16 protein-coding genes and 3 tRNA genes are annotated in these 21,253 nt (G+C 41.9%); 14 read left to right on the plus strand and 5 right to left on the minus strand.

The genetic code is table 11. The annotated features are described in order from the left end of the window. Positions 1-412: 412 nt before the first annotated feature. The 7 genes from ACTG7X_RS07240 to ACTG7X_RS07270 all read left to right on the plus strand — a co-directional run bounded on the left by ACTG7X_RS07240 (position 413) and on the right by ACTG7X_RS07270 (position 6,758). Complete coding sequence (locus ACTG7X_RS07240) at positions 413-781, plus strand: type II toxin-antitoxin system RelE/ParE family toxin (RefSeq protein ID WP_439257841.1); 369 nt, start codon at positions 413-415, stop codon at positions 779-781. Beyond that, on the plus strand, positions 781-1,086 hold the full coding sequence (locus tag ACTG7X_RS07245) for a helix-turn-helix domain-containing protein (RefSeq protein ID WP_439257858.1): 306 nt from the start codon (positions 781-783) through the stop codon (positions 1,084-1,086). The genes ACTG7X_RS07240 and ACTG7X_RS07245 overlap by 1 nt, the downstream gene beginning before the upstream one ends. Before the next feature lie 354 nt (positions 1,087-1,440). After that, a complete protein-coding gene (gene parE, locus ACTG7X_RS07250) occupies positions 1,441-3,366 on the plus strand; it encodes a DNA topoisomerase IV subunit B (RefSeq protein ID WP_439241910.1) in 1,926 nt (641 codons plus the stop codon). Positions 3,367-3,471: 105 nt separating this feature from the next. Beyond that, complete coding sequence (parC, locus tag ACTG7X_RS07255) at positions 3,472-5,730, plus strand: DNA topoisomerase IV subunit A (protein WP_439257842.1); 2,259 nt, start codon at positions 3,472-3,474, stop codon at positions 5,728-5,730. A gap of 111 nt (positions 5,731-5,841) precedes the next feature. Continuing rightward, complete coding sequence (pgsA, locus tag ACTG7X_RS07260) at positions 5,842-6,402, plus strand: CDP-diacylglycerol--glycerol-3-phosphate 3-phosphatidyltransferase (protein ID WP_439257843.1); 561 nt, start codon at positions 5,842-5,844, stop codon at positions 6,400-6,402. Between the two features lie 159 nt (positions 6,403-6,561). Next, positions 6,562-6,637 (plus strand) — tRNA-Gly (locus tag ACTG7X_RS07265). A gap of 34 nt (positions 6,638-6,671) precedes the next feature. Continuing rightward, a tRNA-Leu gene (locus tag ACTG7X_RS07270) sits at positions 6,672-6,758 on the plus strand. 66 nt (positions 6,759-6,824) lie between these two features. On the opposite strand, the gene pepT is transcribed toward ACTG7X_RS07270, so the two are convergent. After that, on the minus strand, positions 6,825-8,069 hold the full coding sequence (gene pepT / locus ACTG7X_RS07275) for a peptidase T (RefSeq protein WP_439257844.1): 1,245 nt from the start codon (positions 8,067-8,069) through the stop codon (positions 6,825-6,827). Positions 8,070-8,378: 309 nt separating this feature from the next. Between pepT and potA the strand changes: the two genes are divergently transcribed. From potA to argA, 5 genes are all read left to right on the plus strand, one after another. Next, complete coding sequence (gene potA, locus ACTG7X_RS07280) at positions 8,379-9,500, plus strand: spermidine/putrescine ABC transporter ATP-binding protein PotA (protein ID WP_439241947.1); 1,122 nt, start codon at positions 8,379-8,381, stop codon at positions 9,498-9,500. Then, a complete protein-coding gene (gene potB / locus ACTG7X_RS07285) occupies positions 9,481-10,341 on the plus strand; it encodes a spermidine/putrescine ABC transporter permease PotB (protein WP_439257845.1) in 861 nt (286 codons plus the stop codon). Before potA ends, potB begins: the two co-directional genes overlap by 20 nt. Next, on the plus strand, positions 10,341-11,111 hold the full coding sequence (gene potC / locus ACTG7X_RS07290) for a spermidine/putrescine ABC transporter permease PotC (RefSeq protein ID WP_386692969.1): 771 nt from the start codon (positions 10,341-10,343) through the stop codon (positions 11,109-11,111). Before potB ends, potC begins: the two co-directional genes overlap by 1 nt. 162 nt (positions 11,112-11,273) lie before the next feature. Beyond that, complete coding sequence (locus ACTG7X_RS07295; protein WP_439241920.1) at positions 11,274-12,377, plus strand: extracellular solute-binding protein; 1,104 nt, start codon at positions 11,274-11,276, stop codon at positions 12,375-12,377. A 185-nt stretch (positions 12,378-12,562) separates the two neighbouring features. Continuing rightward, entirely contained in the window at positions 12,563-13,873 is a 1,311-nt protein-coding gene (argA, locus tag ACTG7X_RS07300) for an amino-acid N-acetyltransferase (RefSeq protein ID WP_439257846.1), read from the plus strand. On the opposite strand, the gene rsgA is transcribed toward argA, so the two are convergent. Next, positions 13,865-14,923 carry a small ribosomal subunit biogenesis GTPase RsgA gene (gene rsgA / locus ACTG7X_RS07305; RefSeq protein WP_439257847.1) on the minus strand — a complete coding sequence of 353 codons (1,059 nt, stop codon included), beginning with the start codon at positions 14,921-14,923 and terminating at the stop codon, positions 13,865-13,867. The two genes, argA and rsgA, sit on opposite strands and share 9 nt — an antisense overlap. A gap of 96 nt (positions 14,924-15,019) precedes the next feature. Between rsgA and orn the strand changes: the two genes are divergently transcribed. Beyond that, positions 15,020-15,568 (plus strand): oligoribonuclease, encoded by a 549-nt coding sequence (orn, locus tag ACTG7X_RS07310; RefSeq protein WP_439257848.1) that lies wholly within the window; start codon positions 15,020-15,022, stop codon positions 15,566-15,568. Positions 15,569-15,665: 97 nt separating this feature from the next. Further along, positions 15,666-15,741: transfer RNA gene (locus ACTG7X_RS07315), tRNA-Gly, on the plus strand. A 308-nt stretch (positions 15,742-16,049) separates the two neighbouring features. Here the strand turns inward: ACTG7X_RS07315 and ACTG7X_RS07320 are convergent. The 3 genes from ACTG7X_RS07320 to ACTG7X_RS07330 form a co-directional block, all read right to left on the minus strand. After that, positions 16,050-16,223 (minus strand): hypothetical protein, encoded by a 174-nt coding sequence (locus tag ACTG7X_RS07320; protein WP_439257849.1) that lies wholly within the window; start codon positions 16,221-16,223, stop codon positions 16,050-16,052. Positions 16,224-16,476: 253 nt separating this feature from the next. Then, positions 16,477-17,028, minus strand: coding sequence for a hypothetical protein (locus tag ACTG7X_RS07325; RefSeq protein ID WP_439257850.1), 552 nt, complete (start codon positions 17,026-17,028; stop codon positions 16,477-16,479). A 215-nt stretch (positions 17,029-17,243) separates the two neighbouring features. Continuing rightward, on the minus strand, positions 17,244-21,253 hold a 4,010-nt coding region (locus ACTG7X_RS07330; protein WP_439257851.1), incomplete at its 5' end, for a hypothetical protein.

Raw genomic sequence — 21,253 nt, forward strand, 5'->3', positions numbered from 1 at the left:
GTTGTTACAAGGGGTGAGCGATTTGTTGCAAATGCGGCAAAGATAGCGCTGAGTGCCTCACTTCGTGCCGTTTTTGACAAAATGTGCAGAGCGACAATGGGGGCAAAATTTCGGCGGTTTTGGCTTATTAGACATAATTTGAAGAATTTTGGCAAAACGCCTAAATTGCTCTTGCACTTCTTTAGGTAGCTGAACAAAGTTAAATTGAAGTGCTTTGAGTTTGCTCGGTTTGCTCATGTTGTCCCCTCGGTTTTTAATATAAAGAATACGCCATATTTTAACCTATTTTTGTGATCTTGATTCCAAAAACGATAACAAGTCATAGCAAAATTTCTAAAACTCAGATAAATTTGGTTGGCTCAAACTGCTTGTCTGTTGGAAAATGATAAATTATAATCTATGGAGAAATGATATGGCAAAAATGAAAGCGTGGAAGGTTATTCTACAAAAAGAAGTAAAGTTATGGTTGACTGAACTAGATCCTGATGATACAGACAATGTTTTTTCTGCCATACGACTGCTCAAAATGCGAGGCCCCAACCTTGGTCGCCCTTATGTGGATACATTGCACAGCGTCAAATATCCCAATATGAAAGAACTTAGAGTACAATCAAAACAATCTGTTTTTCGTCTCTTTTTTATTTTTGATCCATTAAGACAAGCCGTTGTTTTATGTGGTGGAGATAAAAAAGGTAAGAACGAAAAACGTTTTTATACCACGATGATTACTCAAGCCGAGAAAATTTATGAAATTTATTTAACACAAATGGAGAACAAATGATGGAATTTATAAATTTTGATGATGTGTTAGCTGAACTTCCCCTTGAACGCCAAGAAAAAATCAAACGTGAATCCGAACGAATGTTAATGGAATTAAGATTAGCTGAAATTCGTGAAGAACTTGAACTTTCCCAACAACAGCTCGCAAAAGAACTCAACATTAGTCAACCGTCCGTCGTAGCAATGGAAAAACGGGGCAATGATATTCGCTTGTCGTCGGTTAAGCGTTATGTGGAGGCAATGGGGGGACAGCTTAGTCTTTCGGTAGCGTTGCCAACGGGGAAAACGGTTTCTTTTGCGTTATAGCAAAATAATGAGGGATTGACCCTCACCCTAGCCCTCTCCCAAAGGGAGAGGGAACAGTATGAAGTAATACAAATTTTTAAATTAATTCCCCTGCTCCATCCCCTCTCCCTTTGGGAGAGGGAACAGTATGAAGTAATACAGATTTTTAAATTAATTCCCTTGCTCCATCCCCTCTCCCTTTGGGAGAGGGACAGTATGAAGTAATACAAATTTTTAAATAAATACCTAAGCCATCCCCTCTCCCTTTGGGAGAGGGAACAGTATGAAGTAATACAAATTTTTAAATAAATACCTAAGCCATCCCCTCTCCCTCTGGGAGAGGGCTAGGGTGAGGGTACAACCTAAATGAACACTATGACCGAAAAACAATACGATTCTATAAACATTCAGGTACTCAAAGGCTTAGAACCTGTGCAGGTTCGCCCGGGGATGTACACCGACACCACTCGCCCGAACCATTTAGGGCAGGAAGTCATTGATAATAGCGTGGACGAGGCTTTAGCGGGTTACGCCACCAAAATTGAAGTGATTTTACACAAAGATCAATCCCTTGAAGTGACCGACAATGGGCGGGGTATGCCTGTGGATATGCACCCGACGGAGAAAATGTCAGGTGTTGAAGTGATTCTCACCAAACTGCATGCGGGCGGTAAATTTTCCAATAAGAATTATGAATTTTCAGGCGGTTTGCACGGCGTGGGGATTTCGGTGGTGAATGCCCTGTCGGAACGGGTGGATGTGACCATTAAACGCAATGGCGAAGTCCATCATATCGCTTTTGCCAATGGTGAGAAAGTGGAAAATTTAACCGTGACTGGCAGTTGCGGTCGTCGCAATACAGGAACAACGGTACATTTCAAACCGAATCCAAAATATTTTGACAGCGATAAATTCTCTGTTTCTCGCTTGCGACACTTGTTGCGAGCCAAAGCGGTACTCTGTTCGGGGTTGGAAATCAAATTTATTGATAAGGTCAATGGCACGGAAGATACTTGGCTTTATCAAGACGGACTATCCGATTATTTAAGCGAGGCAGTCAATGGCTTTACGGCTCTGCCTGAAACGCCTTTTGTGGGCGAGTTTAAAGGCAATTCGGAGGCAGTAGCGTGGGCGTTATTGTGGTTGCCTGAGGGAGGCGAGTTACTAGGCGAAAGCTATGTGAATTTGATCCCGACGATTTTGGGCGGAACGCACGTTAATGGCTTGCGACAAGGCTTATTAGACGCCATGCGTGAATTTTGCGAATTTCATAATCTGTTGCCACGCAATGTCAAACTCACGGCTGACGATTTGTGGGATCGTTGTGCTTATGTGCTGTCACTGAAAATGCACGATCCGCAATTTTCAGGGCAAACCAAAGAACGGCTTTCTTCTCGCCAAAGTGCGGTGTTTATTAGTGGCGTAGTGAAAGATGCGTTCAGTTTGTGGCTGAATAACAATGTGGAACAAGCCAAAGCATTGGCGGAAATGGCGATTAGCTCGGCCCAAAAACGGCTCAATGCGGCGAAAAAAGTGGTGCGTAAAAAATTGACTTCTGGTCCTGCGTTACCGGGGAAATTAGCGGATTGTTCACAACAAGATTTAGATCGCACGGAGCTATTTTTGGTGGAGGGGGATTCTGCAGGCGGTTCAGCAAAACAGGCTCGTAATCGGGATTATCAAGCTATTCTTCCTTTGCGTGGTAAAATTTTAAATACGTGGGAAGTGGCCTCCGATCAGGTGCTTGGCTCGGAAGAAGTGCATAATATTGCGGTAGCATTGGGGATTGATCCCGACAACGACGATTTGAGCCAGTTGCGTTATGGCAAGGTGTGTATTTTAGCGGATGCGGACAGCGACGGCTTGCATATTGCTACTCTACTTTGTGCGTTGTTTTTACGCCATTTCCCCAAATTAGTGCAAGAGGGACATGTGTTTGTGGCCATGCCACCGTTATATCGTATTGACTTGGGTAAAGAAGTCTATTACGCCTTAGACGAAAGTGAAAAAGACGCTATTTTAGATCGTTTAAAAGGAAAACGTGGTCAACTGAATGTACAGCGTTTCAAAGGGTTAGGTGAAATGAACCCGAGTCAGTTGCGAGAAACCACCATGGATCCGAATACTCGCCGTTTAGTGCAGTTAACCTACAAAGAAGATGACGAAAGTGCGGTGGAAAAAGAAGATGTTTTACCGAATGATACCTTTGAATTAATGGATATGTTACTCAATAAAAAACGAGCGGATGATCGCAAAAACTGGTTGCAAGCCAAGGGCGATCAGGTGGATTTAACGGTGTAAAATATAACCCCCTCTCCCTCTGGGAGAGGGTTGGGGTGAGGGTTATTACGTAATTTTACCCTCACCCTAGCCCTCTCCCAAAGGGAGAGGGAACGGGAACAAAATATGACTGAAAATAACAATATCAACTACGAGGGCATTGAACAAATGCCACTGCGCACTTTTACCGAAAGTGCCTATTTAAATTATTCCATGTATGTGATTATGGATCGTGCCTTGCCTTTTATCGGCGACGGTCTAAAACCGGTACAACGACGGATTATTTATTCCATGTCGGAACTCGGCTTAAACGCCAGTGCGAAATATAAAAAATCTGCTCGCACCGTGGGGGACGTGTTGGGTAAATTCCATCCGCATGGCGACAGTGCCTGTTATGAGGCCATGGTATTAATGGCGCAACCCTTTTCTTATCGCTATCCTTTGGTAGATGGGCAAGGCAACTGGGGGGCGGCGGACGATCCGAAATCCTTTGCGGCTATGCGTTATACGGAATCTCGTTTATCCAAAATTTCCGAAATGTTGCTCGGTGAATTGGGACAAGGCACGGTGGATTATCAGCCAAATTTTGACGGCACCCTGCAAGAACCGCAATATTTACCTGCTCGCCTACCGCATATTTTGCTGAACGGTACAACAGGCATTGCAGTCGGTATGGCAACGGATATTCCGCCCCATAATATCAATGAAATTGCCGACGCTTGCGTGATGTTATTGGATAATCCGAAAGCCACCCTTGACGATCTCTTAACCGTCGTGCAAGGCCCTGATTTTCCAACAGAGGCGGAAATTATTACGCCAAAAGCGGATATTCGTAAAATCTATGAACAAGGGCGTGGTTCAATCAAAATGCGGGCGGCGTGGAAAAAAGAGGACGGTGAAATTATTATTACCGCTGTACCACATCAATCATCCCCGACCAAAATTCAAGCCCAAATTGCCGATCAAATGAATAGCAAGAAATTGCCAATGTTGGAAGATATGCGAGATGAGGCGGATCAGGATAATCCTGTACGAATCGTGCTAGTGCCTCGTTCTAACCGTGTGGATGTGGAGGCGGTGATGGCACATTTATTTGCCACCACGGACTTGGAAAAATCTTATCGAGTCAATATGAATATGATTGGCTTGGATCATAAACCAGCGGTAAAAGGATTAGTGCAAATCCTCACGGAATGGTTGCAATTCCGTCGAACAACGGTTACCCGTCGTTTACAACACCGTTTGGATAAAATTTTAGCTCGTTTGCATATTTTAGCCGGTTTGATGATCGCTTACTTAAATATTGATGAAGTGATTGAGATTATTCGCCACGAAGATGACCCCAAAGCGGAATTAATGGCTCGCTTTAATTTGAGTGATGAACAAGCGGAAGCCATTTTGAACTTGCGTTTACGTCATTTAGCCAAATTAGAGGAACAAGAATTACAAGCGGAACAAGATAAACTCTCAGAAGAACGTGAACAGTTAGAATTGTTACTGGGTTCTGAACGCCGTTTAAATACCTTAATCAAAAAAGAAATTCAGCAAGACGCTAAAACCTACGCCAGCCCACGCCGTTCACCATTAATTGAACGAGCCGAAGCCAAAGCCATTTCTGAAAGCGAAATGTTACCTGCTGAGGCGGTGACCGTGATTTTATCAGAACAAGGTTGGGTGCGTTGTGCTAAAGGTCATGAGATTGATGTGACAGGGTTAAGTTATAAAGCAGGGGACAAATATCTTGACCATGCGCAAGGTAAAAGCAATCAGCCTGCGGTGTTTATCGACAGCACAGGACGGAGCTATGCGTTGGATCCATTGAGTTTGCCATCTGCTCGCTCGCAAGGTGAACCGTTAACCGGTAAATTAACCTTACCCACAGGCGCAAATGTAACGCAAGTCTTAATGGAAAATACCGATCAAGCCTTGTTAATGTCATCCAGTTCAGGTTATGGTTTTATCTGTCAATTTGAGGATTTGGTTGCTCGCAACAAAGCAGGTAAAGCGGTGATCAGCTTGCCTGAAAATGCCGATGTGTTACCGACCAAAATTTTGCCAAAAAACACCGCACTTTTGGTGGCCTTAACCCAAGCCGGACGCATGCTCATTTTCCCTGTGGCAGACTTGCCGACCCTTGCGAAAGGAAAAGGGAACAAAATCATTACGATTTCCGGTGCAGATTTGAAAGCGGGCAAAGACAGTTTAGTGAAATTATTGCTGATTTCCGAAAACGCCAGTTTGGTGTTCCATTCTGGTAAACGAAAAATCACGCTAAAACCAGAAGATTTGCAAAAATTCCGAGCAGAACGAGGCAGAAAAGGCTCCAGTTTGCCACGAGGCTTGCATAGTGGCGTAGAAATAGACGTGATTGAGCCGGCGGAATAGCGCAAAGAACGACACAAACACAAAATAGGGGAAATTTTCTCCTATTTTTATTTTCAAAACCGATAAATTTGTTTTAGAATAAGACATTATTCTTACGCCATGTTTAGACCAATGAAACTCAATTTTCCAACCATATTAACTATTTTTCGGGTGATTCTGATCCCATTCTTTATTATTGCGTTCTATTTACCCGCTGAATGGACAAATATTGTGACCACGGCGATCTTTTTTGTGGCCTCTATCACCGATTTATTTGATGGCTATTTAGCACGCAAATGGAAACAAACTACCCGTTTTGGCGCCTTTTTAGATCCTGTGGCGGATAAGGTTATTGTTTCCGCTGCCTTAATTTTAATTGTGGAATATTATCATGCCTTTTGGATTACCATTCCGGCTATTGTGGTAATTTCCCGAGAAATTATCGTATCCGCCTTGCGTGAATGGATGGCCGAAGTGGGCAGTCGAGCTAAAGTGGCGGTGTCTTGGATTGGCAAGGTCAAAACCACCGCACAAATGTTGGCATTGGGGGGGTTGTTATGGCGTTATAACAGCCTTATGGAATACGCCGCTATTGCCTTACTCTATGTGGCCGCCATTTTAACGATTTGGTCTATGTTGCAATATTTACATGCAGCCAAAGAGCCGCTTTTGCAAGATCATAATAATGAATAATTTAGAGGCATAATTAATTTATTTCGTGATCTTGTTTACAAAAGAATACAAAATCGATTTAAATTTAACCATTTGAATTTATTATTTAAAATAACATTTGACTCGGGTTATAAAATCCGTAAAATGCAAAACCGTTGAAAGCCATCAGCCGAAAACAAAGCGGGAATAGCTCAGTTGGTAGAGCACGACCTTGCCAAGGTCGGGGTCGCGAGTTCGAGCCTCGTTTCCCGCTCCAATTTAAACCTAGCAAAAGTTAGGAAATGCGTTTAGCCCGAGTGGCGGAATCGGTAGACGCAAGGGATTTAAAATCCCTCGCCTTTCGGGGCGTGCCAGTTCAAGTCTGGCCTCGGGCACCATTTAAAGCAACATGAAAACAATATAATGACAGCTTAAGCCTGTCTTTTTTTATGCCTCTCACTCCGCTATTCATCTCTATCGGTAGCTAATTCCAAGATTTTTAAAATCACCTGTACGGCACTTTCCATGCCCTCAAGGGTAATCAGTTCGTGAATACTGTGGAAATTATAACCACCGGTAAAAATATTCGGACAAGCTAATCCTTGTTCGGCTAACCAAGCGCCATCCGTGCCACCACGAATCGGTTTATGATGAGGTTTAATTCCGCATTCTCGCATAGCTAAATCGGCTAATTCAATGGATTTTGGCACGTTACTCACGCAGTTATACATATTTTTATAACTGTCTTGGATCGTCACTTGAATTGGTGGCGAAAGCTGTTTTTGTTGGTTGAGTTGATTCACCAATGACACAAGCAAGGCTTTACGTTGTTCAAAATGTGCATTATCAAAATCCCGAATTAAGTAATGTAATTCTACCCCGTTGACATCCCCCACAAATCGGTTTAAATGGAAAAAACCTTGTTTATCCGCTGTTTTTTCTGGCACCTCGTCAGCGGGTAATAATTGTTGAAACTCACAAGCCAAGGTTAACGCATTGACCATTTTATCTTTGGCATAACCCGGATGAATGTTGCGACCAGAAAGACAAATTGTCGCACTGGCCGCATTAAAATTTTCGTATTCCAATTCCCCGACAGCGCCACCATCAATGGTATAGGCCCAATCACAAGGGAATTTGTCCAACGCAAAAAATTGCATACCTAAGCTAATTTCTTCATCAGGGGTAAATGCCACACGAACATTGCAATAAGGCTGATTGCTGTGTTTTAAGCGAAAAAGTGCGGTCATAATTTCGGCAATTCCCGCCTTGTTGTCTGCACCAAGCAATGTGGTGCCATCCGTGACAATCAAGGTTTTGCCCACTAATTTGTGCATAAACGGAAACATGACAGGGCTAATAAATTGTTCACCAAGGCCTAACGCCACATCACCGCCACGATAATTGACAATCACTTCGGGTTTGACATTTTTACCACTGCAATCGGGCGAGGTGTCTAAATGCGCCAATAAGCCGATAGTGGGTGCATTGGTCACATTGCTTGGCAAATAAGCGGTTAAAATCCCATGTTCAGAAAGTTGAATATCTTGCAATCCCAAGGCTTGTAGTTCTTGCGCTAAAAATTTGGCTAATTTCAGTTGACCCGGTGAACTTGGCGAGTATTTCGCGCCGATTTTGGCTTGCGTATCAAATGACACATAGTTTAAAAAACGCTCCAATAAATCATGATGATATTCCGCTGTTGACATGGTTTTCTCCCTTAATATTTTTCTGTTTTGATTATGCAAAAACCCCATTCAATACGCAATTTTTTTCACAAATTTATGCACGAAGTTTTATCTATATCAATTTTTAGGCATTTATTGGGTAACCACTGAAAAAAATTGGCGAAAAAAGGCATTATTTCCTTTTCATTATGCCCCAATCGCTATATCATAAGGGCTTATAAAATTCGGTGCTTGCTTATCCGTTTAAGTGAGTGTTGTGGTTCTATTTAACTAATCCATATTAGTTTTTCAGGGAGAAAACCAAAGCTAGTGGAAAAAACGACTAACCCTATCGTTTTGGAAGAAACGCCAAAACCCATTGTTGAGTTACGTTCTCTTACAAAATCCTATGGTGATAACACCATTATCCAAGATTTCAATCTCACCATTAATAACGGTGAATTTATCACGATTTTAGGCCCTTCAGGCTGTGGTAAAACCACGGTTTTACGCTTAATTGCGGGCTTTGAAGAAGTCAATGGCGGCCAAATTATTATTGACGGTGAAGATGTGACCCATATTCCCGCCGAACAACGCCATGTCAATACCGTGTTCCAAAGTTATGCACTCTTTCCACACATGACCATTTTTGAAAACGTGGCCTTTGGATTGCGTATGCAAAAAGTCCCTGAAGCAGAAATTAAACCCCGTGTACTGGACGCCTTGCGTATGGTGCAATTAGAAGACATGGCTGAACGCAAACCAAGCCAACTTTCAGGTGGTCAACAACAACGTATCGCCATTGCCCGTGCGGTGGTGAATAAACCGAAAGTCTTATTATTAGACGAATCCTTATCTGCATTGGATTACAAATTGCGTAAGCAAATGCAGAATGAATTAAAATCTTTACAACGTCAATTAGGCATTACCTTTATTTTCGTGACCCACGATCAGGAAGAAGCCTTAACCATGTCTGATCGCATTATTGTGTTAAGAAAAGGTAATATCGAACAAGACGGTTCACCACGTGAAATTTACGAAGAACCGCGTAATTTATTCGTGGCGAAATTTATTGGCGAAATCAATATTTTTGACGCTACCGTGTTACACCGTGTGGATGAAAAACGAGTAAAAGCCAATGTAGAAGGTCGCATTTGTGATATTTATGTGGATCAAGAAGTGCATGAAGGACAAAAACTCAAGGTATTGTTACGCCCTGAAGATGTGTTGCTTGAAGAACTGGATGAAAATGAACAATCCAGTGCCATCATTGGTTACATTCGTGAACGTAACTACAAAGGCATGACCTTGGAATCCACCGTTGAATTAGAACATAACGGCAAAATGGTGCTGGTTAGCGAATTCTTTAATGAGGACGACCCGAATATCGATCACTCCTTAGATCAAAAAGTGGCGGTGACTTGGATTGAAAAATGGGAAGTGGTATTAAACGATGAAAATGATCACCAATAAATTCCAAAAGGTTACGGTCGGCATTATTTTTGCGTGGCTGATTTTCTTTGTTTTTGCACCGAACTTTCTTGTATTTTTGGTGAGTTTCTTAAGCAAAGACGCCAGCAATTTCTATGCGTTGCCGTTTACCTTTGAAAACTACACTCGACTATTCGAGCCGTTATATGGCACTGTGGTGTGGAATTCCTTGTATATGTCAGGCATTGCCACGATTTTATGTTTGGTGATTGGCTACCCGTTCGCCTTTATCATGACAAAAATCAAGGAGAAATACCGCCCACTGTTGATGTTCCTGTTGGTGTTGCCATTTTGGACCAACTCATTGATTCGTATTTACGGCATGAAAGTATTTCTTGGGGTAAAAGGCATTTTAAACAGCTTATTATTATCCATTGGGATTATTAGCGAACCGATTCGGATTTTAAATACCGAAATTGCGGTGATTATTGGCTTAGTTTATTTGCTATTACCTTTTATGATTTTGCCACTCTACTCGGCCATTGAAAAATTAGATCTTCGCCTATTAGAGGCTGCCAAAGATTTAGGCGCCAATGGGTTCCAACGTTTTGTAAAAATCATTATTCCATTGACCATGCCGGGGATTGTCTCTGGTTGCTTACTGGTATTACTGCCTGCCATGGGAATGTTCTATGTAGCAGACTTATTAGGCGGGGCAAAAGTCTTGTTAGTGGGTAACGTGATTAAGAGTGAATTCTTAATTTCACGTAACTGGCCATTTGGTTCGGCGATTAGTATTGGCTTAACCATTTTAATGGCATTATTAATTTTCGTTTACTATAAAGCGAATAAATTACTGAATAAGAAAGTGGAGCTAGAATAATGGGTCGTATCCTACGTAGTGGTTTTATGTTGGTGGTATATGCCTATTTGTATATCCCCATCGTGATTTTAGTGGGTAACTCGTTCAACGGTGACCGTTATGGGTTAAGTTGGAAAGGGTTTACTTGGAACTGGTATGAGCGTTTGTTTAACAATGATACGCTAATTCAAGCGGCAATTCACTCGGTCGTCATTGCCTTTGTGGGTGCGACTTTGGCCACCATTATCGGTAGCTTAACGGCGATTGCTTTATACCGTTATAAATTCCGTGGTAAACAAGCCGTCAGCGGTATGTTATTTGTGGTGATGATGTCCCCCGATATCGTGATGGCGGTGTCTTTATTGGCTCTGTTTATGATTGTGGGCATTTCCTTAGGTTTTTGGTCGCTATTACTCGCCCATATCACCTTCTGTTTGCCTTATGTGGTGGTCAGCGTGTTCTCTCGCTTAAAAGGTTTTGACTTACGTATGCTTGAGGCGGCTCGTGACTTAGGCGCCAGTGAAGTGACGATTTTGCGTAAAATTATTTTACCTCTCGCACTGCCTGCGATTATTTCAGGTTGGCTATTAAGTTTCACCCTCTCCTTAGATGACGTTGTGGTGTCCTCTTTCGTCAGCGGTGCAAGCTATGAAATTTTACCATTGAAAATCTATTCTTTGGTCAAAACAGGGGTCACCCCTGAAGTGAATGCCCTCGCCACCATTATGATCGTACTTTCCTTGTTATTAGTGGTGATCGGTCAGTTGATTAATAAGAAAGAGAAAATATAGGCAAAACCTAGAGAAAGCCTAGACAAAACCAACGTTTCAACATAAAATAGCGCCCGACCCGAAGCTAGTCCCTAGCCCAAAGTCAGGCGTTTTTTTATGACTTTCTATTTGAAAAAATAAAAAGCGGATACTCTTACTTACTCTCAACGGAGAAAATCTTAAATGAAAAAATTAGCAGGTCTTTTCGCAGTTAGCTTAGTCGCTGTTGCTTTGACTGGTTGTAACGATAAAGAAACCAAAACGGAAACTTCTGCAGCCCCTGCGGCCACCCCCGCAGCAAGCGAAGATAAAGTGGTCAATCTTTATACTTGGACGGAATATGTACCAGATGGTTTATTAGATGAATTTACTAAAGAAACCGGTATCAAAGTCAACGTATCAAGCCTTGAATCTAACGAAACCATGTATGCCAAAGTGAAATTACAAGGTGCGGGGGCTGACGGTTACGACGTGATTGCGCCGTCAAACTATTTCGTGTCTAAAATGGCACGTGAAGGAATGTTAAAAGAGTTAGATCACAGCAAATTGCCAGTGATTGCGGAACTCGATCCGGATTGGTTAGACAAAGACTACGACAAGGGTAACAAATACTCTTTACCACAATTATTAGGTGCACCGGGTATTGCCTATAACGTCAAAACCTACAAAGGATCTGATTTCACTTCTTGGGGTGACTTATGGAAACCTGAATTTGCCGGTAAAGTGCAATTATTAGATGACGCACGTGAAGTATTTAATATTGCCTTAGTGAAATTAGGTAAAAATCCAAATACCACCAACCCAGATGAAATCAAAGCCGCTTACGAAGAATTATTGAAATTGCGTCCAAACGTACTTTCTTTCAATTCAGACAACCCAGCGAACTCGTTTATTTCTGGCGAAGTTGAATTAGGTCAATTATGGAACGGTTCTGTACGCATTGCGAAAAAAGAATCACCAGATACCATTGACATGGTCTTCCCGAAAGAAGGACCTGTATTATGGGTTGATACCTTAGCCATTCCCGCTAATGCAAAACACCCAGACGCCGCACACAAATTAATTAACTATATGTTAAGTGAAAAAGTGTCTGAGCAATTAACCTTAGAGATTGGTTATCCAACGTCTAACTTAAAAGCAAAAGCGAAATTACCCGCAGAGATCACCAACGATCCAGCCATCTACCCAACGGCTGACGTCTTGCAAAAATCTTACTGGCAAGATGATGTTGGCGAAGCGGTTGAATTATATGAAAAATATTATCAAGAGCTAAAAGCAGCAAAATAATATTGCGGAATTTGATAACTTAAAAAAGTGCGGTGATTTTCACCGCACTTTTTGTTTATCTCAAACAAACCAAAACATAAAATAAATTTCTCGCATTCACATAATTTTGCTTGCATAGGGATTAAAATGAATATATATTCATAATAAATGAATAAATATATAAAATTACCCCAAAGGAAGATATTATGCACAGCTCCGAATTAGTCCAATGGTTTCGTCAATCTACCCCTTATGTCAATATGCACCGTGGCAAAACGTTTGTGATTATGCTTGATGGGGATACGATTGCGAGTACAAATTTTATTAATATCATCAGCGATATTCGTTTATTACACAGTCTAGGAATCAAATTAATTATTGTGTTTGGTGCGAGAGTGCAAATTAATGAATTACTTTTACAACACCAGATTACACCACAATATCATAAAAATATTCGCATTACCGATCAAAAAACCCTTGATTTGGTCAAGCAAGCGGTGGGAAAACTGAATTATGATATTACCTCAAGACTGTCCATGCGACTTCCCCATTCGCCTTTGCTCAATGTGGTCAGCAGTAACTTTATTTTAGCGCAACCCATTGGCGTGGACGACGGTGTCGATTATTTATTAAGTGGTAAACTCCGCCGTATTGAAGTGGAAAATATTCAACAACAGTTAGATCGTGACGCAATCGTATTAATTGGCCCGATTGCCCCCTCCGTGACGGGGGAAAGTTTTAATCTGCCCTTTGAAGAAATTGCGACACAAGTTGCGATTAAAATTAAAGCCGAAAAACTGATTGGCTTTAGTGCCACACAAGGGATTTTAGACCCACAAAAACAAACCATTTCGGATTTATTACCACAAAATGCGGTGGAATATCTGCAAGAATTTATTCACAACGATCTTTATCACAGCTCCCAAGCTCGCTTTCTACAAGCGGCCATTGATGTTTGCCGTGCAGGGGTTAAACGTTCGCACCTATTAAGTTATGAAGAGGACGGTTCATTATTGCAAGAATTATTTACCCGTGACGGTGTGGGAACACAGCTTTCAATGGAAAATGCCGAAGATATTCGCTTGGCGACCATTCGTGATATTCCAAGTTTATTAGAACTGATTCAACCCTTAGAACAACAAGGTATTTTAGTCAAACGCTCTCGTGAACAATTAGAAATGGATATTGAAAAATATACGATTATTGACCGAGATGGTGTCATTATCGCTTGTGCCGCATTAAATGTTTATCAGCAGGAAAAAATGGCTGAAATGGCTTGTGTCGCTGTTCACCCTGATTATCGTAACTCCTCGCGTGGTGATATTCTATTAGACGCCATTCAAAAACGCGCCAAAAATGTCGGCATTGAAAAATTATTTGTTCTCACCACCCGAACCGTTCATTGGTTTCAAGAACGCGGATTTAGCGTCGCCAATGTGGAAGATCTGCCACAGGAAAAACGAGAACATTATAATTATCAACGGCGATCTAAGATTTTGATTCAGGATTTAGCTTGATAACTCGCCCACAAAATGTCGTTGTGATTTCGTTTCATCACGGCTTAAAATTAAACGGTGGTAATTTTCAAAACGCACAGGGTGAATTTTGCCCTGTTCAACGGCTTCTCGTAAGGCACATTGCGGATCGTCTAAATGCTTACAATCACGGAATTTGCACGTGCCAAGAAAATATTGAAATTCACGATAACCCAGCGTAATTTGCTCGGGTTCTAAATGCCATAAACCAAATTCTCGAATACCCGGGCTATCAATCAGATTGCCCCCTTGTGGCAAATGATATAAACGTGATGAAGTGGTGGTATGTTGTCCTAAGCCTGAGTTTTCACTCACCGCATTGGTTACCGCATTGACTTCAGGCATGATTTGATTGACCAGACTGGATTTCCCGACCCCCGATTGCCCCACAAAAATAGAGGTGCCAGAAGCTAAAAGTGCGGTTAATTTTTGCATATTTTTGCCCGTTTGGGCGGAAATCATCAGGGTTTGATAACCAATATCTTGGTAAATTTTTAGCTGTTGTTCTGCTTCCGCCAGTGCCTGCTCAGAAAGCAAATCCACTTTATTTAACACAATCACCGCTGGAATATTCGCCGTTTCGCAAATCACTAAATAACGGTCAATAATATTCAATGATAGGGTTGGCAACACGGCAGACACAATAATAATGCGATCAATATTGGCTGCCATGACTTTTAACCCATCATAATAATCAGGGCGAGCCAGTTCATTTTGACGGGGTTGCACCGCTTCAATCACGCCACTAATCCCCTGTAATTGCGCCAGCCCTTTACGCCAAATGACCCGATCCCCCACTACCACGCTCGCCAACGTACGGCGTAAATTACAACGGAAAATATGGCCTTGTCCATCTTCCACATCCGCGTGCATAGAATAACGGGTTACCACCACGCCATCTTGCGTATCCCCGAGCATATCATCTTGCCAATCTATTTGTTTTTTCTGCTGGCGTTGATGACGATCTAAGGCTTTTGCATTATTACGATGAATACGGCGTTTTTGGTTTTGGGTGAGTTTTTGCTTTGCCAAGGGTTTATTCCTTAAAAGTGCGGTGATTTTTCTATCTATTTTATCATTGTGAATTTTGCTACAATAGCACAAATTCAACATAGGATACTTGATATTATGCCACAAGATAAAGAAAATCTCATTTGGATCGATCTCGAAATGACAGGATTAGATCCCGAAAAAGAACGGATTATTGAAATCGCCACCATTGTCACGGATAAAAACTTAAATATCCTTGCCGAAGGGCCGGTATTAGCGGTTAAACAATCTGATGAATTATTAGCCAAAATGAGTGATTGGTGTGTGAAAACCCATACAGAAAATGGCTTAATTGAACGCGTCAAAACCAGCAAGCTCACCGAACGTGCGGCCGAATTACAAACCCTCGATTTCTTAAAAAAATGGGTACCAAAAGGCCAATCCCCTATTTGTGGCAATAGCGTGGCACAAGATAAACGTTTTTTATTTAAATATATGCCCGATTTAGCCGATTATTTCCACTATCGTTATTTAGATGTCAGCACACTCAAAGAACTGGCTCGCCGTTGGAAACCTGAAGTGTTAGAGGGATTTAAAAAAGAAAACACCCATTTAGCCTTAGATGATATTCGGGAAAGTATTAAAGAACTCGCTTATTACCGCGAACATTTTATTAAATTAGCTTAGAATTTCTACAAACAAACAGAAAATAAAAATTTCTACTTGCACGACAGAAATTTTTTCTTATAATAAGCCCTGTTTTCGACATATTGCATGTCGCTCTGCGGGAATAGCTCAGTTGGTAGAGCACGACCTTGCCAAGGTCGGGGTCGCGAGTTCGAGCCTCGTTTCCCGCTCCAAATTTTAAAGGACGCTTTTTGCGTCCTTTTTTATATCAAGTAAATATGTCATCAAAAATTCGCTATATGACGTTCAGAAAAAAACCGCAATATTTCACCGCGATTTTAGGTTTAGCTTAACTAGATTAGATGTGCGTGCAAATTTTTTTGGTCATTTGCAAATTTCGTAAAATTATCCCGATTTTATTCATCACTAAATTTAGGAACAAAATACATTGTGATTAAATCATTTTGATTATTGCTGATGTTAATGGCTTTAAAATAATGTCGTTCATATAAAGCGATAAGTTCGGGCTTATCTTCACATTCTAAAAGTGAAATCGTTGTTTGATTTGACATATAATTTTATCTATTTCGGTTTGTGTTGGTTCTGGGGTGCGTTTTAACTTAACTTCCACGGGATGGGCTAAATCCCAATCTAGTTGTTTAATCGCTTCCCAATCATTCACCACAAAGGTTTTATCTAATGATGATGTCGCCATAATTACCCCTTGGTTTTATTGAGAAAATAAAGTTTATTTTAAAGGATTAAGGTCAAACATTCAACCCACAAAAAAACCGCAATATTTCACCGCGATTTTAGGTTTAGCTTAACTAGATTAGATGTGCGTGCAAATTTTTTTGGTCATTTGCAAATTTCGTAAAATTGCCCTTTTGTACATAACTATCAAATTGAATTAAGTTGTGTATCAATTCAGCGTTGGTAGATTTAGGTGTAAGAATTTCACCGCACATTTACAAAATATCCTGATAATGTTCAGGGGCGTTAATGAGTTTGTTGATGGTTTGGTGGATTTTGTGCATTATTTGTTGTTGATGTTTTTCATTAAAATGTACGAACATACTGTTGTGATCTATCAAAAAACGGATGATTGGTGTTTGTTTATTGTCGTTACTGCTGGTTTGATCTGGCTCAAAGGTAACAATGAGCAAGGGGTCGTTTTGGTTGTACTGCACACGAGCGTGGTATAAGCCAATGTAAAGTGGGGTTATGCTCCCTTTGGCATTGATATGTGAAGGTTTAATTCTGCCGTGTTTTGCGTCGCTGTCTTGGTGGTACACTTCTACAAAACCTTGCACTTGCCAAGTGTTAATTAAGGTTGCAAGGTCGTAGATGTATTGTTCTTTGATATCATCAATGGATTTATCAAGCAAAATAGCACTGATTTCATAGAAAAATTCGTCAATTTCAGGCTTGCTGATGTTGATGATTTCTATGGTTTTGGGTCTCGCTGTTTCTTGCTCTAGCAAGGTTGCCAAGTCTTTGAAGTTGTGCAAGGATTTCATCGTGGGTGTTTCCTGTAATGGCGACTCTTTGGTTGATGTTATCTTGCAGTTCAATGATTGAGCGAGCAAGAGGGGGGCTAGGTTGTACGCTATTCATCGTTTTCTCCCTATTATTTAAGCCGTTGGACTTAGTTTAGCATAGTTGCTTGTTTATTTTCAACCCACAAAAAACCGCGGTATTTCACCGCGGTTTTGGGGTTAGCGTAACGCCTAGATTAGATTACAGTGAAACTTTGTTCAACGTAAACTAACAAGTTGTCGTGGCCAGATACGGTGTATACATCGTATTTCGCGTCGTCTTGGTCAACGATTACTTTGTCAGTTTTGGTGAACTTGCCATCTTCTAAATCTACGGTGTTGTTTGAACCTTGATCTACAAGACGTAATACAGACTTCTTATCTTGACCGATTTCTGGATCTAATGCCACAGTACCATTTTCATTAAGCAAGTCGCTTAATGAAACAACGAGCTTAGCGCCTGAACCTGTCATTTGAATGGTTTCGGCTGACATTGCGGTGCTTGAAATCTTGCTTAAGGTATAAACATCATTACCCGTTAAGATCAGTGTATCCAAGCCACGACCTAAATCAATGACATTGCCTGTTGAATCATAGATATCAAAGTCTGATTTATTACCACCATTATACTCACCATACTCAAAACTAATGGTATCATCACCACCACCTGTTAAGCTGATGTGTGAGTTTCTAATACCTTGAGCAATAATCGTGGTTTGACCATCTTCACCGCGATCCGTAATCCAAGAAGAAATGATTTCGTTGTTGTACGTACGGATTTGTGTATGCTTGTCTGTTCCATTAGCCACGATATGATTCAAACCACCACCCACATCTACAAGGCTGTTGTAAATAGCAGCGTATGATTCATAATCGTAGTCATATTGTTGGTCATAAGTAATAAACCCATTTGCGATAGCTTGTTTTCCAGCAATACCGCCATAAGTCCAGCCTTCCACGATTAAGTGGTCGTTGCCTGCGCCTAAGATAATTTCGGAGCTGATGATATTACCACCTTGGTTGCTAGTTGAATCTGAGCTTGCTACGGTGTTTGCCAAGTTGCCCGTGTATTCAGTTGATCCTTCCACTTCTGTTAAGTGGTAAGTACCATCTTCTGCACGGTAGTAAACCTTGGTCTCAGAGTTACTTGCACCGACCCAAACAAGGTCGTCGCCTGCACCAGTATCTACACCGACAGCGGCATTGTGACCACTCGTTTTCGTTACATCATAGCTACTACGTGTTGGTGTTCCTGACAAGCCTTTGATTTGACCTTCAATAATCAGTGCGTCTGAATTCGTATCAGCGCCTTTTTGGTAGTTCATATTAATAAACATACCACGTCCAGCACCATTCACATCACCAAGATCACCACGCAATATGTAAGCATCTTTTGCTGTTCCATTGGCATCTGTCCACATTTGCATCACTTTCTCGCTATTATAAGTAGCATAAGTGAATTTATTATTAGTCCCTGTCGCTTCTTTTTGTTGGTTAGCCGTACCGCCCCACGATTTGTAGATCGCATACATATCATTGGTTGGTCTGCCGTTGTCATTGTAGCCCGTAGGATAAGCAAAATCACCGTTGGCGTTAGTTGCACCCACATAAGCAGATTGTGATAAGTTACTTTCACTAAAGTAACTTGGATCGTTCGCAGCGGTCTTTTCTACGATCTCAGACAACTCACCACTTAACGATTCAGACTGTGCTTTCACTTGTGAGCCATCTTTTACACTATTCGCGTGTAAGGTTGCGTAGCCACCTTCTTGCACGCTAATCGCTGATGAGTCAGAAGATGTCCAAGTACCATCACCTTTTGCAGTTAGGGTTACTTCTTTCGCCACACCTTGCTCGTCAGTGTAAGTTACCACCACTTTTTTCATTTCTGGTGGCATATAGATCAATACACTACCATCTTTTAATGCTCGAAGTTCAGGATCTACTGGATCAAAATGCAATGGTGTAGTGTAGTGATCTTCAGTGTTGTAGCTGATGGTTTTTTTGGTCGCACCCGCTGTTGAGTTCCAAATTTCCTTAGTCGTATCGCTAGTATCAGTAATGTTATCTAGGTAAACATCAATGTTGTAACCACGTTGATAGCTGTTACCGCCAGTATCTGGATCGCCATCTGGAACGTTATCATCTGCGTTAGATTGAGCTTTAACTAACTCCCATTGACCGTTGTTATAGATACGGGTACGGATAAAGTCATTGTTACCTGGCTGATTGTTCGGGTTATCCGCAACAATATAAATGGTATCACCATTTTCCACACCTTTTGATGGGTAATCCATAGAAACTTCACCGTTGTCAGCCACTTTAAATTCAGGCAATTCTGGTACAGTTTCCACCGCGGTTGCCGTAGATTTACCTGCCGATGTACCATCACGGAAACTTTCGGTAACCACATCTTTACCATCACGCGCCATATTGGCTGGTACGGTAACAGTAATACCGCTCGTGCCATTTGTGCCTGCTGTGGTTAATTTCACTAGGCTGCTGTAATCAGTGGTATCCGTCGTATCTTTAGCGGCGACTGATGTTTGCGTCCAAGTGTCGTTGCCGTAGGTGAAGGTTACGTTTACATCTACATATTTACCGTCTTTGGTTGGATACGGAACAGTAATCACCACGGTGTCGCCATTTACGCCAGTTGTTGGCAATGCAACCTTAACAGAACCGAGTTCATCAGTCTCTGTTGCTTCCGTTACTGCTGTTGCAACTGGTGCAGTAAGCGTCGCTTTGTACTCTTTGGTTGTTTCTGTGCCATCAGCTTCAGTCACGGTTGCTTTCACATCACGGTAAGCATTTGGCGACGCTGGGAAGTTTACACCCGGATCTGTGTCTGCAGATGGGCGTCCGTCAATCGTCCAGCCGTCTGCTTTGTAGGTTAGGTTATAAACCACATCTTCAGATGACGCTGGGTTATCGCCCACGATCTTCATCTTGTCGCCGATTTCCATACCTGATGTCGGATAAGTTACTTTAACCGCACCATCATTGCCCACGGTGATCTCTGGGAACACTGGATCAAGATCCGCAGCGGTATCGCTATCAGTTTTAACTTCGCTACCACGAGTTGTGGTTGCAGTAACGGTTGATAAGTCACGTACACTTTCCGCAGGAATGGTTACTGTATTACCTGTAAGGGTCGCTTTCACGGTTTCGTTTGACGTTAATGTACCCCACGCACCATTGGTGTAGGTTGAAGTTAAGGTAACATCTGTCGTATTACCATCTTCGGTTGGGTATTTCACCACGATAGTAGCTTTATCCCCTTCCGCTGCCAACGTCGGCAACACAACTTTCACACTACCGTCTTTCACATCAGCGTCTGTGCCTTGAACGTCAGGGGCGGTGAGTGGGATGTCACGTTGGACTTTGATTTCAATGGTTTGCTCTGCCGTATTACCTGCATCATCTGTCGCAATAACTTTCGCTTTTACTGTGCGGACGGTTTCATCTGTACCCCAATCTGTTATTGCTGTTGGTGTTCCCGTGATTTGTCCATTCGCATATGTCAAGCCATCTGGTAAACCCTCTACGGTTACTGTCGGCGTCTTGTCATCATTATCTACAACTGTCACTGCAATCGGCTCAATCGGCGATTTCTCTGTCACCGTCGCACCTTCTGCTGTAATCACTGGTTTTTCGGTATCTTTCACCAATGGATTTTTGTCGTCATCATTTTTGATGCCGTCATTATCATTGTCGTCATCTGATACGTCTGGTTTACCATCTCCGTCGCTATCACGTTGCACTTTGATTTCAATGGTTTGTTCCGCGTCATTACCTGCGTCATCTTTCGCTTTCACTGTCGCAGTAATGGTGCGTTCTTGTTCACCTGCTTTCCAATCTGTTATTGCTGTCGGTGTTCCCGTGATTTGTCCATTCGCATATGTCAAGCCATCTGGTAAACCCTCTACGGTTACTGTCGGCGTCTTGTCATCATTATCTACAACTGTCACTGCAATCGGCTCAATCGGCGATTTCTCTGTCACCGTCGCACCTTCTGCTGTAATCACTGGTTTTTCGGTATCTTTCACCAATGGATTTTTGTCGTCATCATTTTTGATGCCGTCATTATCATTGTCGTCATCTGATACGTCTGGTTTACCATCTCCGTCGCTATCACGTTGCACTTTGATTTCAATGGTTTGTTCCGCGTCATTACCTGCGTCATCTTTCGCTTTCACTGTCGCAG

Origin of the sequence: Lonepinella sp. BR2271, from assembly GCF_051851515.1 — a bacterium.
Lineage (GTDB): Bacteria > Pseudomonadota > Gammaproteobacteria > Enterobacterales > Pasteurellaceae > Lonepinella.

What these genes read in the sequence shown, in the direction of transcription:
- ACTG7X_RS07240 (WP_439257841.1), top strand. Translation starts at nt 413, where the DNA reads ATGGCAAAAATGAAAGCGTGGAAGGTTATTCTACAAAAAGAAGTAAAG.
- ACTG7X_RS07245 (WP_439257858.1), top strand. Translation starts at nt 781, where the DNA reads ATGGAATTTATAAATTTTGATGATGTGTTAGCTGAACTTCCCCTTGAA.
- parE (WP_439241910.1), top strand. Translation starts at nt 1,441, where the DNA reads ATGACCGAAAAACAATACGATTCTATAAACATTCAGGTACTCAAAGGC.
- parC (WP_439257842.1), top strand. Translation starts at nt 3,472, where the DNA reads ATGACTGAAAATAACAATATCAACTACGAGGGCATTGAACAAATGCCA.
- pgsA (WP_439257843.1), top strand. Translation starts at nt 5,842, where the DNA reads ATGAAACTCAATTTTCCAACCATATTAACTATTTTTCGGGTGATTCTG.
- pepT (WP_439257844.1), bottom strand. Translation starts at nt 8,069, where the DNA reads ATGTCAACAGCGGAATATCATCATGATTTATTGGAGCGTTTTTTAAAC.
- potB (WP_439257845.1), top strand. Translation starts at nt 9,481, where the DNA reads ATGAAAATGATCACCAATAAATTCCAAAAGGTTACGGTCGGCATTATT.
- potC (WP_386692969.1), top strand. Translation starts at nt 10,341, where the DNA reads ATGGGTCGTATCCTACGTAGTGGTTTTATGTTGGTGGTATATGCCTAT.
- ACTG7X_RS07295 (WP_439241920.1), top strand. Translation starts at nt 11,274, where the DNA reads ATGAAAAAATTAGCAGGTCTTTTCGCAGTTAGCTTAGTCGCTGTTGCT.
- argA (WP_439257846.1), top strand. Translation starts at nt 12,563, where the DNA reads ATGCACAGCTCCGAATTAGTCCAATGGTTTCGTCAATCTACCCCTTAT.
- orn (WP_439257848.1), top strand. Translation starts at nt 15,020, where the DNA reads ATGCCACAAGATAAAGAAAATCTCATTTGGATCGATCTCGAAATGACA.
- ACTG7X_RS07320 (WP_439257849.1), bottom strand. Translation starts at nt 16,223, where the DNA reads ATGGCGACATCATCATTAGATAAAACCTTTGTGGTGAATGATTGGGAA.
- ACTG7X_RS07325 (WP_439257850.1), bottom strand. Translation starts at nt 17,028, where the DNA reads ATGAAATCCTTGCACAACTTCAAAGACTTGGCAACCTTGCTAGAGCAA.